This window comes from Cognatishimia sp., assembly GCF_964229375.1.
Classification (GTDB): Bacteria; Pseudomonadota; Alphaproteobacteria; order Rhodobacterales; family Rhodobacteraceae; genus Cognatishimia.
Genome location: NZ_CAXREH010000199.1, coordinates 1 through 13,450, shown reverse-complemented (window position 1 = coordinate 13,450; position 13,450 = coordinate 1). Strand labels below are relative to the sequence as shown.

The window sequence follows — 13,450 nt, the reverse complement described above, 5'->3', positions numbered from 1 at the left end:
TAAAAATGGACAGTGCCCTCTTGAAGGCGATAAAGTGGGCGGGTAGGGGCTGACTGTTATGAATACCACGCGTGCAAAATATCACTTAGGACAAGTTGTCCGACATCGGAAACATCCGTTTCGCGGAGTGGTGTTTGACGTAGATCCCGAATTCTCGAACACCGAAGAATGGTACGATGCAATTCCCGAGGACAGCCGTCCGGTCAAAGAGCAGCCGTTTTATCACCTGCTGGCCGAGAACGACCAAAGCTATTACGTCGCCTATGTGTCTGAGCAGAACCTGATTGCCGACTATTCAGGCGAACCCGTGGATCACCCGGATATCGGGGATCTGTTCGGGCCTTTTGAGGACGGGCAATACCCGCTTCACTTCAATATGAACTGATAATGAAGGCGGCCGAGATAGCCGCCTTTCTTGTATCAATATCCAAGCGCGCAACCGTCTTTACGCGGATCAGATCCGCCTTCCAGAACGCCATTGTCATGGATCAAAATCGCCTGTGCACCACCGATGGCGGTGTCGGGAACTTCGATCTTGTGACCCATGTCAGAAAGTTTCTGAACAACCTCAGGCGCATAGCCGCGCTCGATCTTCAGTGTGTCGCCTTCGGCAAAGGCGCGCGGCGCGTCAATTGCGCTTTGCGGGTCCATTCCAAAGTCCAGCATATTGCTCAGCAGACGGGCATGGCCATTGGGTTGGTACTGCCCTCCCATAACGCCAAACGGCATGATGGGTGCGCCGTTTCTCGCCAGCATTCCAGGGATAATCGTGTGCATCGGGCGCTTGCCGCCGGCATACAGATTTGGGTGTCCGTCTTGCAGGCTGAAACCCGCGCCGCGGTTCTGGAACAGGATGCCGAACTTGTCAGAGGCAAGGCCTGAGCCGAAGCTGTGAAAGATCGAATAGATCAACGAGACGGACATGCGATCTTTGTCCACGACCGTGATATAAATCGTATCCTTGTGGACCGCTTCGCTGATCTCTGTGGCCGATGCCATCGCGCGTTCCGGGTCGATCAGGGCGGCCAGCGCTTTGGCTGTGTCCATCGACAGGAAATGGTCCAGCTTTGTCATGTGGTCCGCATCCGCCAGGAAACGATTGCGGGTGTCATAGGCCAGCTTGGTCGCTTCGGCTTCGATATGGGTGCGCATCACGCCGAAGGGGTCCATCGACGCGATGTCGAACTGTTTTAGAATGTTCAGCAATAGGATCGCGGTCGCGCCCTGACCGTTTGGTGGATGCTCCAGCAGATCATGGGCCTTGTAGTCTCCGTGCACCGGATCTGTCTGAAACCCTTTGGTGGCCGCAAAGTCGTCCAGCGTGTGAACGCCGCCCAATGCCGCGAGGCTTTGCGCCATGTCTTCGGCCACTTCGCCGGTGTAAAATCCGTCCCGTCCCTGCGCAGCAATGCGTCGCAGAACCTCGGCCTGACCCGGCGCGCGGAACATTTGGCCCGGCGTCGGAGCTTTGCCGTTCATCAGATACAGATCGCGTGCGCGCCCGACCAAATCGTCCTGCGCAACTGCCCAGTCAAAGGCGACGCGCGGGGCCACAGGCACGCCTTCTTCGGAGTAGTGGATGGCTGGTGCTAGAACTGCATCCAGGCCCAGCTTGCCCCACCTGTCCGACATCTCGCAAAAGCCCGCCACCGCGGTTGGCATCGACACAGCGTCTGGCGTGTTCAAAGGCACCGCATCCAGACCCCGCGCGCGCAGATCCTCGGCCTTGGCCGCCGCTGGTGCGACGCCAGAGGCATTGAAGGCCAGCGTCTCGTTGGTGCCTGCTGGTGAGAAAAGCGCAAAACAATCTCCGCCGATACCTGTCATCTGGGGCTCGCAGATCCCCAGAACGACGGCGCCTGCAATGGCCGCGTCCATGGCGTTGCCGCCGCGTTTCAGGATGTCGACAGCAACCTGCGCTGCCAGTGGGTGCGACGTGGCGCACATGCCGTTTGTGGCCATAACCGGCGATCGACCGGGCAGATGGAAATCTCTCATAGTGATGCCTCCCTTTGAGGGAACAATAGGCTTGATTGGCGGACTGTCCATCCCACAACCTTGGCTTGTGCAGATTGACGCTGGGTCTGAAATTGCCCAAAACGGCGACGCACCCAAGGAGGACGTCATGCGCGTTGATTATCAAGCCCTCGCAACTCAGATCAAAGCCCTGACCGAAGGCGAAACCGATGCGGTTGCGTTGATGGCAACTGTGGCCTGCGAGGTGCATCATTCAGACGATCGGTTTGACTGGACCGGGTTTTATCGCGTGACGGCACCAGAACTGATGAAGATCGGCCCGTATCAGGGCGGCCATGGCTGTTTGGTGATCCCCTTCTCGCGCGGCGTTTGCGGGGCGGCTGCCAGAACAGGAGAGGCGCAGCTTGTCGCGGACGTGCACGCCTTTGAAGGGCACATCGCCTGCGCATCATCGACTCAGTCTGAACTGGTGCTGCCTGTCTGGACACAGGATGGCAGGCTCTTGGGCGTCTTTGACATCGACAGCGATCAGCCCGCGGCCTTTACCGAAGAAGATTCGCAGCAGCTTTCGGCAATTCTGGCATCAGTTTTCTCAAACGCGTCATGATTCTTGTCGCTTTCTGACCTTGAGGGTCAAAAGATGCCTGTCCGTGAAAAAATTTCTTGAAATTTCATGAATGTGCGGCAATGTGAAATTACAGCATGAAATTTCACGGCAAGACGCATGTATCACGGACAGCAAACCCCTCAGACGCTTGGTGCGGATCTGCGCGCATTGCGTAAGTCGCGCGGCCTGACTCTGGTCGAGGTTGCGGATGCGCTTGGGCGATCCGTCGGATGGATGAGCCAGGTCGAACGCGACAAATCTGATCCGTCGATTGGTGATCTGCGCGCCATTGCCAAGGCGCTGGATGTCCCCATGTCGATGTTGTTTGCCCACAAACACGTGCCGGCCGAAGAGGTTGGCTATGTTGTGCGCGCCGGAGCGCGGCGCAAACTGGGGTCGGGCGATGTGGGACTGACCGAAGAACTCTTGTCCCCCGACCTGACAGATGACTTCGAAGTTGTGCATTCGACGTTTGAACCCAACAGCCGCATGGAACGACCCACAGGCCGTCCAACCCAAGAGGTTGGCTATGTGATTTCCGGCGGACTGAACCTGCGGATCGGAGACCGAGAGTTTTCCGTCACAGCAGGCGACAGCTTTCGGATCCGTGGCGAAGAATACTTCTGGCACAATCCAAATAACGAACCGGCGGTGGTGATCTGGGTGATCGCGCCGCCAGTCTACTGATCAATCCGCATAACGCGGGAATAGGTGAGGAAAACACATGGCAGATCTACCCAAGAAAGCCCTAGTGGTCATTATTGGCGGCGGCGTTGTTGGCTGCTCGACACTTTATCATTTGGCTAAAAAAGGCTGGACCGACTGCGTTCTGATTGAAAAGAACGAACTGACCGCAGGCTCTACATGGCACGCCGCGGGCAACGTTCCGACGTTCTCGACCTCTTGGGCGATCATGAACATGCAGCGCTATTCGACCGAGCTTTATGCGCGCTTGGGCGAAGAGGTCGACTATCCGATGAACTACCACCAGTCCGGTTCAATCCGTCTGGCGCATTCCGATGAACGGATGCAAGAGTTCGAACGCGCCCTTTCTATGGGACGCTATCAGGGCATCCAAATGGAGATGTGGACTCCGGAGGAGACCAAAGAGCGTTATCCCTTCATGGAAACGCATGATCTGAAGGGTGTTCTTTACGACCCAACCGATGGCGACATCGATCCGGCGCAGCTGACGCAGGCACTTGCGAAAGGCGCGCGGGATCTGGGCCAGAAAATCGTGCGTTTCTGCCCAGCGTCTGGCGTGACACAGCACGCGGACAAAACTTGGACGGTGCACACTGAAAAAGGCGACATCGACTGTGATTATGTCGTGAACGCTGCTGGGTATTACGCGCAGCGCGTCGGCGAGTGGTTCCTGCCGTATGGCGGTCGTACGGTTCCGATGATGGTCATGAGCCACCAATACCTGCTGACCGAAGAGATCCCCGAGGTCGAGACATGGTCCAAAGACAACGGCGGCGTTAAGCTGCCTCTGTTGCGCGACGTGGATATCTCGTACTATCTGCGTCAGGAAAAGAACGGTTATAACCTTGGTCCATACGAGCCCAACTGTAAGGGCGAATGGATGGATGACGGCGACCCAATGCCGGACGATTTCTCGTTCCAGCTTTGGTCCGACGATCTGGACCGCATCGAAGATATCGTCACCGACGCGATGGAGCGTGTGCCACTGATGGCGACCTCTGGTGTCAGCCGCGTAATCAACGGCCCAATTCCATACGCCCCCGACGGGTTGCCGCTGATCGGCCCAATGCCGGGCGTCGCAAATGCGTTCGAAGCCTGCGTCTTTACCTTTGGCATCGCGCAGGGCGGTGGCGCTGGCAAAGTCATGGCGGAATGGATCGTGGACGGGTTCACCGAGTGGGACATGTGGGCCGTGGATCCACGTCGTTACACCGACTACACCGATCAGGACTACTGCAACAAAAAAGGTATGGAAGTTTACGGCAACGAATACGCCATGCACTTCCCACAGCACGAGTGGCCAGCGGCACGCGACAAAAAACTGTCGCCCGTACATGACCGTATCGTTGCGGCAGGCGGCCAGATGGGTGTCTATAACGGTTGGGAACGCGCCAACTGGTACGCAAAAGACGGGGACGACACTTCCGAAGCGGCGACACACACTTGGGGGCGCTCTGGCCCGTGGCAGCAACGCATCAAGGAAGAATGCGAAGCGGTGCGCGACGGTTGCGGCGTGCTTGATCTGCCGGGCTTCTCTCGGTTCATCGTCAAAGGTGAAGGCACCGCCGAGGCGCTGCGTGGCCTTGTAACAGGTGGCCTGCCGAAAGTGGGTCGGATGAACCTTGTCTACATCTCGGACGACCGTGGCCGGATCCTGACGGAAATGTCCTGTATCCGCATGGGTGACGACGAATTCTTGATGATCACTGCGGCGACCGCGCAATGGCACGACCGCGATATCCTGCGGGCGGCGATGCCGGACACCACCAGCATCGAGGACGTTACCACCACCCGCGACACGCTGATCGTGACAGGTCCGAAGTCACGCGATGTGCTTGGCAATCTGACCGATGCGGATCTGACCACCGGATGGCTGACCCACCAGGCAGCGACTGTGGCCGGTCAACCTGCGCATCTGATCCGCGTTTCCTTTGCCGGAGAGCTTGGCTGGGAAGTTCATGCGCTGAATGAGCATATGCCTGCGATCTATGACGCGATCATTGCCGAAGGCGCGACACCATTTGGCATGTATGCGCTGAACTCGCTGCGGATCGAAAAGGGCTATCGTGCATGGAAAGGCGATCTGTCGTCAGATTACTCGCTGCTGGAAGGCGGGCTGGGACGTTTTGTTAAGCTTGACAAGCCACAGGACTTCCCTGGCAAAGCCGCGATCCTGAACGAGAAGCAACAAGGCGTGAAGAAGACTTTCGTCACGCTGGTGGTCGACGCAGGTGACGCGGATGCGCCCTATATGTCTTGCGTGTCCAAAGACGGTGAAATCATCGGCGAAACCACGTCCGGTGCTTGGGGGTATCGTGTAAACGCCTCGATCGCGCTGGGTATGATCAAGCCGGAATTCGCAGAGCCCGGAACAGAGCTGGAAGTCGAGATCTATGGCAAGAAATACAAAGCTGTGGTGCAGAAAGACGAACCTCTCTGGGATCCAGAAAATACACGTCTGCGCGCCTAAGAGCCTATAGACAAAACAATTGGAAGGGCCAGTATCATATGACAACTGGCCCTTTCTTGGAAAAACCGGAGACCGACATGACTGAGATTACAATTCTTGATGGCGGCATGGGCCAAGAACTGATTGCGCGGTCCCCGGATGGGCCGACGCCTTTGTTTGGCACGCAGGTTTTGCTGGACCACCCCGAGATCGTGCGGTCTGTGCACGATGACTACTTTGCCGCGGGCGCAGATATCGCCACGACAAACACTTACGCCATCCTGCATGACCGTCTGGAAAAGCACGGTCTGGACGACCGGTTTTCCGAATTGCATCACGCCGCCTGCACCGCAGCGACAGCCGCGCGCGATGCGAAGGGCGCAGGTAAGGTCGCAGGGTCCATCGGGCCGCTTGGTTGGTCCTATCGCGCGGATATGGCGCCACCGGTCGACGAAGCCGCCGCGCTTTACGCTGAAATTGCCGTGCTTCAGGCGCCGATGGTCGACTTGATCATGTGCGAGACGATGTCGGGCTTGGATCAAGCGGAGGGCGCTTTGAAAGGCGCGTCAGAAGGCGGCAAACCGGTGTGGATTTGCTGTTCCGTGGATGACGAGAACGGAACGACATTTCGCAACGGAGATCCGATCACGGGGATTCTGCCTCTCGCCGAAAAATATGGCGCAGACGCGGTACTGATCAATTGCTCGGTTCCCGAAGCGGTGAGCCAAGCCCTGCCACTGATTTCGGGCAAAGGGCTGCCAACAGGTGCCTATGCCAACGGGTTTACGAAAATTACCAAAGAGTTCGCCGCCGGGCAGACATCCGTTGATCTGTTGAAGGCGCGCCAAGATCTGACGCCTGCTGCCTATGCCGATTTTGCCGAGCAATGGGCCCAAATGGGCGCGACCATCATTGGCGGGTGCTGCGAGGTCGGGCCTGCGCATATTGCCGAAGTCTCTGCAAGGCTGCGCCGTGGCTGAACTGCGCGCTCCAAAACCTTGGCATTTTGACATCTTGGTCAGCGACGGCTTTGTGTTGTCTGAAATGGCCGCTGTGACGGATATTTTGCGCATCAGCAACCGCACACTGGCCAGGCCAATGTTCTCCTGGAGCTACCGCTCGATTGGCGGCGGGATACGGCGCAATCCAAGCGATATTGCCGTCGAGACCAAAGATATTTCACCGTCGCCCACCGCAGATTTTCTGTTTGTCCTGGGCAATGCGGATGCCGAGCGCGACAATCTGGTGCCAAGCCACGCGATCCGCAGCTATGTCAGCCGCGGTGCCAAGGTTTACCTGTTGGCCGAAGCTGCGGCCCAGTTTATCGCCCGCGACACCAGCATGGCACAGCGGGCAACCCATTGGGAAAACGCATCGTTGTTCTGGGAGAAATACGGCACCTTTGAGAGCGAGAACGCCTTGGCCGTGGACGACGGCGCCATCGTCACCTGTGCAGGCATGGGCGCCACGGTTGACGTGATGTTGGTTCTGATCGGTGACCTGCTTGGCAAGGATGTTCAGATCAATGTCGCCAATATCATGCTGCATGAATCCGTGCGCGGGTATGGGACGCTTCAGCCGGGCCAAGAGGCCGTGTCGCGGGTTACCGGTGACAGAGAGGTGGACCGCAGCATAGCGCTGATGCACCAACACATCGACGAGCCGCTGTCGATCTCGGAAATCAACGACAATATCGGCACCTCTCCCCGCGCGCTCGAGCGAAAGTTTCAGGCGCATGTGGGCACGTCGCCCAGTGCCTTTTACCGCAAGATCCGGCTGCACCGCGCCAACAATCTGTTGGTCAACACCACCATGAGCGTCACCGACATCGGGGTGGCCTGTGGTTTTGGCAGCGGGTTTTCCAACCGCTACAAGCAAGTGTTCGGCGTTTCTCCGAACCAAGTGCGCAAACGTCTTCGCATCGACACTTGCAAAAACACGTCAATTTTGACGGAAACGAAAGATTTCACGGCCCATAGCTCTGCTAAGTCGGGATAAATTCAATCAGGAGACTGTAAGATGGCTGACCTCCCTACCAAAGCCCGCGTTGTCATTATTGGCGGCGGCGTCATTGGCTGCTCTGTAGCGTATCACCTGACGAAAAAAGGGTGGAAGGATGTGGTTCTGCTGGAACGCAAACAGCTGACCTCGGGCACCACGTGGCACGCAGCCGGCCTGATTGCGCAGCTGCGCGCGACGGCGAATATGACCAAGCTCGCGAAATACAGTCAGGAACTCTATGGCTCGTTGGAAGAAGAGACCGGGGTCGCTACAGGGTTCAAACGCTGCGGGTCGATCACGGTTGCTCTGACCGAGGAACGCCGCGAAGAGATCTATCGTCAGGCAGCTATGGCGCGGGCCTTTGGCGTCGAAGTCGAAGAAATCAGCAACGAGCGCGTGGCAGAGATGTATCCGCATCTCAACCTCGAGGATGTGAAGGGCGCGGTTTATCTTCCGCTGGATGGACAAGGCGATCCCGCCAATATCGCGCTGGCACTGGCCAAAGGGGCCAAGCAGCGCGGTGCCTTGGTGAAAGAGCGCGTGAAGGTCACCGATATCGTCAAATCCGGTCGCAAAGTCACTGGCGTTGACTGGGTCTCGGATGATGGCTCTGACAGTGGTCACATCGAATGCGATATGATCGTGAACTGCGCGGGCATGTGGGGGCATGAAGTGGGCCGCAAAGCTGGCGTGAATGTGCCGCTGCACGCCTGCGAGCATTTCTATATCGTGACCGAGAACATCGACGGGCTGACACAGCTTCCGGTGCTGCGGGTGCCGGATGAGTGCGCCTATTACAAGGAAGATGCGGGCAAGATCCTCTTGGGCGCTTTTGAACCTAATGCCAAGCCTTGGGCGATGGATGGCATTCCAGACAGCTTTGAATTTGACCAGCTTCCCGAGGATTTCGACCACTTTGAACCGATCCTCGAAGCGGCGGTCAATCGTATGCCAATGCTGGCCGAAGCCGGCATTCATACCTTCTTTAACGGACCAGAGAGCTTTACGCCTGACGATGCCTATCACCTTGGTTTGGCTCCAGAAATGGACAACGTGTGGGTCGCGGCTGGCTTTAACTCGATCGGTATTCAATCCGCTGGCGGCGCAGGCATGGCGTTGGCCGAGTGGATGGACACCGGCTCAAAACCGTTTGACTTGGGCGATGTCGACATCAGCCGTATGCAGCCGTTTCAGGGTAACAAGAAATACCTTTTTGAACGCTCCAAAGAAACGCTGGGCTTGCTTTATGCAGACCATTTCCCCTATCGCCAGAAAGACACCGCGCGCGGCGTGCGCCGCACCCCATTCCATCACCACCTGATGGCCAATGGCGCGGTTATGGGCGAGTTGGCCGGATGGGAGCGGGCCAACTGGTTCGCAAACGAGGGCCAAGAGCGCGCCTATCAGTACAGCTGGAAACGGCAGAACTGGTTTGAGAACTCTGCGGCGGAACATCGGGCCGTGCGCGAGAATGTCGGCATGTATGACATGTCGAGCTTTGGCAAAATCCGCGTCGAAGGCCCGGATGCGATGGCCTTTATGAACTATATCGGCGGCGGTGACTATGACGTGCCTGTCGGCAAGATCGTATACACTCAGTTCCTGAACCACACCGGCGGCATCGAAGCTGATGTCACCGTCACACGCCTGTCCGAGACGGCCTATATCGTGGTGACCCCTGCGGCCACCAGACTGGCGGACCAGACGTGGATGATGCGGCATCAGGGTGGCTTTAACGTCGTTCTGACCGACGTCACCGCAGGCGAAGGCGTTTTGGCCGTGATGGGGCCGAATGCACGCAAGCTTCTTGAGAAAGTTTCGCCCAATGATTTCTCAAATGCCGTGAATCCTTTTGGCACGGCGCAAGAGGTCGAAATCGGTTTGGGATTGGCGCGCGTTCACCGCGTGACCTATGTCGGCGAACTGGGCTGGGAAATCTATGCCAGCGCGGATCAAGCGGGTCACATCTTTGAAACGCTGTTTGACGCAGGACAGGATCTGGGCCTGAAGCTGTGCGGTATGCACATGATGGACAGCTGCCGGATCGAAAAAGGGTTCCGCCATTTTGGCCACGACATCACCTGCGAAGATCATGTGGTGGATGCCGGTCTTGGCTTTGCCGTGAAGGTGGATAAAGGCAGCGACTTTATCGGGCGCGAAGCGGTTGTGCACCGTAAGGAATTCGGCCCGAAATCTCGCCTTGTTCAGTTCAAACTGACCGACTCAGAGCCGCTTTTGTTCCACAACGAACCGATCATCCGCGATGGCGAATACGTCGGGTATCTGACGTCCGGCAACTATGGTCATACATTGGGCGGAGCGATTGGCTTGGGCTACGTGCCCTGCGAAGGCGAGAAAGCCGCCGATGTTCTGGCCTCGACCTATGAGATTGACGTCATGGGCACCAAGGTGCGGGCCGAGGCGTCGCTGAAGCCGATGTATGATCCAAAGTCCGAACGCGTTAAGGTTTAACGTTTCATGGCACCTTCGGGGCGATAGCGATCCATGACCTGATCCAGCCAAAGGTTGGTGATCTCGGGGTTTTCAGCCTGTAGGCACGGCAGCAGCACAGCCTTGTTCATGCGTTGCCGTGCACCCGAGGGGTTTTTGTTTCGCGCGGGCTGCACGTCTTCAAAACAGGCGACAAAGACTGCTTCGGGAATATCCAAGTCCGCCGCGATCAAATCTGTTGGCCGACTGCCCTTTTCAGTGTTGGAAATCGTGGCACTGGCAAGGCTCAGACCACCGGCAATGAAAACAACGGTGTAAATGAAAATGCGCATCTGGTCCTCCATTGGGATGTCACAGGGTTCTACGGACCCATCACGGAATTCCGTCGCGCCAATCACAAAAAATCATCGCCCAGCTGCTTTTCTTGGCGCATCAGACCTGCGCTAATGCGGCCCAAAGGAGCACCACGCACGTGACCAACACCGCCACTAATAAAGATACACCAGAAGGCCTAGCCTTTGCGGTTTCGGCCTATCTGATGTGGGGCTTTCTGCCGCTTTATCTGCAACTGATTTCGCACATTCCTGCGGTCGAAGTCGTGGCGCATCGAGTCATCTGGTCTGTGCCTGTCGCCGGTCTTTTGCTGGTGCTGCTCAAACGCACAGACGCGCTGCGCGAGGCGCTGCGCTCTCCGAAAACACTTGCGCTGGCGGCGCTGACGGCTGGGTTGATCAGCGTGAACTGGGCGATCTATGTCTATGCCATCGCAACCGACCAAACTGCGGACGCGGCGCTGGGCTATTATATCAACCCGCTGTTCTCTGTTCTGTTGGGCGCGATCCTTTTGCGCGAACGCCCCACCCGCGCGCAAATGGTCGCGATTGCTTTGGCAGGTCTAGCCGTGGTGATCCTGTTCATCACCGCCTCGCGCCCGCCGTGGATTCCCTTGGGCCTGATGATCAGCTGGGGGTTCTATGCCTATTTCAAAAAGTCGCTGCCGATTGGCCCCAATCAAGGGTTCCTCTTAGAGGTCTTGATCCTGTCGATTCCGGCGGTGCCATACGTGCTGTTCTTGTCGGCAACCGGTCAGGGGCATTTGACGGACAGTGTCGGGAACTTTTGGTTGCTGCTGGGCTGTGGCGTGGTCACCGCTGTGCCGCTGATCGTCTATGCAAATGGCGCAAAACTGCTGCGTCTGAGCACCATGGCGATCCTGCAGTATATTGCGCCGTCGATGATCTTTATCATCGCGATCTTCCTGTTTGGCGAGACCATCGACACAGGCCGCATGATCGCCTTTCCGCTGATCTGGATGGCGCTGATCATTTACACGACGTCGATGATCCGAGAGATGCGCAAGGGTTGAGGCGGCCTTCAGGTCAGCATAAAGAACGGCCATGGTTGAGATCACCCCATACACTCCGCCCATGGACCCTTTGGACGTTCTGCACGAGGACAGCCATATCGTCGTGGTCAATAAGCCGTCGGGCCTGTTGTCGGTCCCTGGGCGCGGTGCGCATCTGGCAGACTGCCTGATCAGCCGCGTGCAGGATGCCTTTCCTGACGCTCTCTTGGTGCATCGGCTGGATCGCGACACCTCGGGTGTGATGGTATTTGCCCTGACGGCGCACGCGCAACGCAACCTGTCGATGCAGTTTGAGAAGCGCAGCACCAAGAAAACCTATGTGGCGCGCGTATCTGGCGAGATCACAGAGAAAACCGGCACGGTGGACCTGCCGTTGATTGTGGACTGGCCTAACCGTCCGCTGCAAAAAGTCTGTCACGAGACCGGCAAGCCCGCGGTCACGGATTGGCGGGTCTTGAAAGCTGGGGGCGGAGAGAGCCGCGTTCGCCTGTTCCCCAAAACCGGGCGCAGCCACCAGCTGCGGGTTCATATGCTTGCACTTGGCCATGTGATTCTTGGTGACCCACTTTATGCGACTGGGAAAGATCTGGAGCATCCTCGCCTGATGCTGCACTCAGAGGAGCTGCGTATCGGCCATCCTGAGAGCGGTAAAGGCATGAGCTTTCGCGCAAAGGCCCCATTCTAGGGGCGCTGCCCCTCAGCCCTTATGGGCTTCACCCCGGGATATTTCCGGCAAGAGAAAGCCGGTTCAGTCGTGACAAGGAACCCGACGCCGGCAGGCCACAGTGTTTTTCAAAGATGTGGTTGAACTCTCTGAAATCGATGCCACTTTGAGAGCGTTAACCCCCCTTGTCGCGCGTGCGATGTAACCAGGTCTCTTTTGGAGGAATCCCAATGGCGCTTAGAATTAACGATGTTGTTCCCGACTTTACTGCAGATACAGATCAGGGCGAGATTTCGTTTCACGACTGGATCGACGACAGCTGGGCCATCCTGTTTTCCCACCCAAAGGACTTTACACCAGTTTGCACGACTGAATTTTCGGCCGTCGCGCAATTGGCCGATGAATGGGCAGCGCGCGGCACCAAGGTGATTGGAGTGTCCGTTGATGGCGTTGAGGACCACAAGAAGTGGAAAGAAGACATTGCCAGCTATGGGAACGCCCCGGCGGGTTTCCCGATCATTGCGGATGCGGGTCTGAAGGTCTCAAAACTCTTTGATATGCTGCCTGCCGAAGCCTATCTGCCGGACGGTCGCACCCCTGCTGACAGCGCGACCGTGCGGTCGGTCTTTATCATCGGGCCAGACAAGCAGTTGAAACTGTCGATGACCTATCCAATGACCGTGGGCCGCAACTTTGCGGAAATCCTGCGCGCGCTGGACGGGCTTCAGATGTCTGGCAAGGGCGTCGCAACGCCAGCCAACTGGGTACCTGGCGAGGATGTGATCATTCCGCCGACGGTTTCCAATGAAGACGCGGCGGCGAAGTTTGGTGAGTTTGAGACGGTGTTCCCGTATCTGCGTAAGACGAAGGCGCCGGAGTAGGCCTAGCGCTGATCCAAAGAGGCACTGCGGACGTGGTATCTGCGGTGCCCTTTCTTTGAGAGCCATTTCTTGCGCCAATCCCGGAATGTTCCGCGGCGCAAGGCAGAAGGGAGGCGTTCAACGACGGCCTGATAATAGGCAGGAACGTGGCGGCGTTGCCAGGGTTTGCCACGTTTTCCGGCATAGTGAATAATTGCCGGATTTTGTCGTGCCTCTTCGAGGTCGTCGTCGCTGTAGGCAGATTTCAGAAACGCATAGTCTTTGCCGTCCTGAACCGTTCTTGCTTCGTAGATTTCCTCGAGCACCACATAGTGAAACGGCACTGGCGCAATTTTGGGTGTGGCGATGT

At 57.4% G+C, this 13,450-nt stretch carries 13 protein-coding genes; 10 read left to right on the top strand and 3 right to left on the bottom strand.

Annotated features, from left to right (window positions below; translation table 11 throughout):
* The first annotated feature begins 58 nt into the window (after positions 1-58).
* Positions 59-385 carry a heat shock protein HspQ gene (hspQ, locus tag ACEQWH_RS14715; RefSeq protein WP_370232086.1) on the top strand — a complete coding sequence of 109 codons (327 nt, stop codon included), beginning with the start codon at positions 59-61 and terminating at the stop codon, positions 383-385.
* Between the two features lie 35 nt (positions 386-420).
* Here the strand turns inward: hspQ and ACEQWH_RS14710 are convergent, their stop codons facing one another.
* Entirely contained in the window at positions 421-1,998 is a 1,578-nt protein-coding gene (locus ACEQWH_RS14710; RefSeq protein WP_370232084.1) for a gamma-glutamyltransferase family protein, read from the bottom strand.
* Positions 1,999-2,125: 127 nt separating this feature from the next.
* On the opposite strand from ACEQWH_RS14710, the gene ACEQWH_RS14705 reads away from it, so the two are divergent.
* From ACEQWH_RS14705 to ACEQWH_RS14680, 6 genes are all read left to right on the top strand, one after another.
* Positions 2,126-2,584, top strand: a complete 459-nt coding sequence (locus tag ACEQWH_RS14705; protein WP_370232082.1) for a GAF domain-containing protein — start codon at positions 2,126-2,128, stop codon at positions 2,582-2,584.
* A gap of 117 nt (positions 2,585-2,701) precedes the next feature.
* On the top strand, positions 2,702-3,271 hold the full coding sequence (locus ACEQWH_RS14700; protein ID WP_370232080.1) for a helix-turn-helix domain-containing protein: 570 nt from the start codon (positions 2,702-2,704) through the stop codon (positions 3,269-3,271).
* 37 nt (positions 3,272-3,308) lie between these two features.
* Complete coding sequence (locus tag ACEQWH_RS14695) at positions 3,309-5,759, top strand: FAD-dependent oxidoreductase (protein WP_370232078.1); 2,451 nt, start codon at positions 3,309-3,311, stop codon at positions 5,757-5,759.
* A 77-nt stretch (positions 5,760-5,836) separates the two neighbouring features.
* A complete protein-coding gene (locus ACEQWH_RS14690; protein ID WP_370232077.1) occupies positions 5,837-6,718 on the top strand; it encodes a homocysteine S-methyltransferase family protein in 882 nt (293 codons plus the stop codon).
* The gene (locus tag ACEQWH_RS14685; protein ID WP_370232075.1) at positions 6,711-7,736 is read left to right on the top strand and encodes a GlxA family transcriptional regulator; all 1,026 of its coding nucleotides are present in this window, start codon (positions 6,711-6,713) and stop codon (positions 7,734-7,736) included. Before ACEQWH_RS14690 ends, ACEQWH_RS14685 begins: the two co-directional genes overlap by 8 nt.
* Before the next feature lie 21 nt (positions 7,737-7,757).
* Positions 7,758-10,211: an FAD-dependent oxidoreductase gene (locus ACEQWH_RS14680; protein ID WP_370232073.1), complete on the top strand. Its 2,454-nt coding sequence runs from the start codon at positions 7,758-7,760 to the stop codon at positions 10,209-10,211.
* Here the strand turns inward: ACEQWH_RS14680 and ACEQWH_RS14675 are convergent.
* Positions 10,208-10,522, bottom strand: coding sequence for a hypothetical protein (locus tag ACEQWH_RS14675; protein WP_370232071.1), 315 nt, complete (start codon positions 10,520-10,522; stop codon positions 10,208-10,210). The genes ACEQWH_RS14680 and ACEQWH_RS14675 overlap by 4 nt on opposite strands.
* A 140-nt stretch (positions 10,523-10,662) precedes the next feature.
* Between ACEQWH_RS14675 and rarD the strand changes: the two genes are divergently transcribed.
* The 3 genes from rarD to ACEQWH_RS14660 all read left to right on the top strand — a co-directional run bounded on the left by rarD (position 10,663) and on the right by ACEQWH_RS14660 (position 13,101).
* Positions 10,663-11,556, top strand: a complete 894-nt coding sequence (gene rarD, locus ACEQWH_RS14670) for an EamA family transporter RarD (protein ID WP_370232069.1) — start codon at positions 10,663-10,665, stop codon at positions 11,554-11,556.
* A 31-nt stretch (positions 11,557-11,587) separates the two neighbouring features.
* Positions 11,588-12,241 (top strand): RluA family pseudouridine synthase, encoded by a 654-nt coding sequence (locus tag ACEQWH_RS14665; protein ID WP_370232067.1) that lies wholly within the window; start codon positions 11,588-11,590, stop codon positions 12,239-12,241.
* Positions 12,242-12,450: 209 nt separating this feature from the next.
* Positions 12,451-13,101, top strand: coding sequence for a peroxiredoxin (locus tag ACEQWH_RS14660; protein ID WP_370232065.1), 651 nt, complete (start codon positions 12,451-12,453; stop codon positions 13,099-13,101).
* A 2-nt stretch (positions 13,102-13,103) separates the two neighbouring features.
* Here ACEQWH_RS14660 and ACEQWH_RS14655 read toward each other — a convergent pair.
* Positions 13,104-13,450, bottom strand: a 347-nt coding sequence (locus ACEQWH_RS14655) for a hypothetical protein (protein ID WP_370232063.1), incomplete at its 5' end; no start/stop codon positions are given.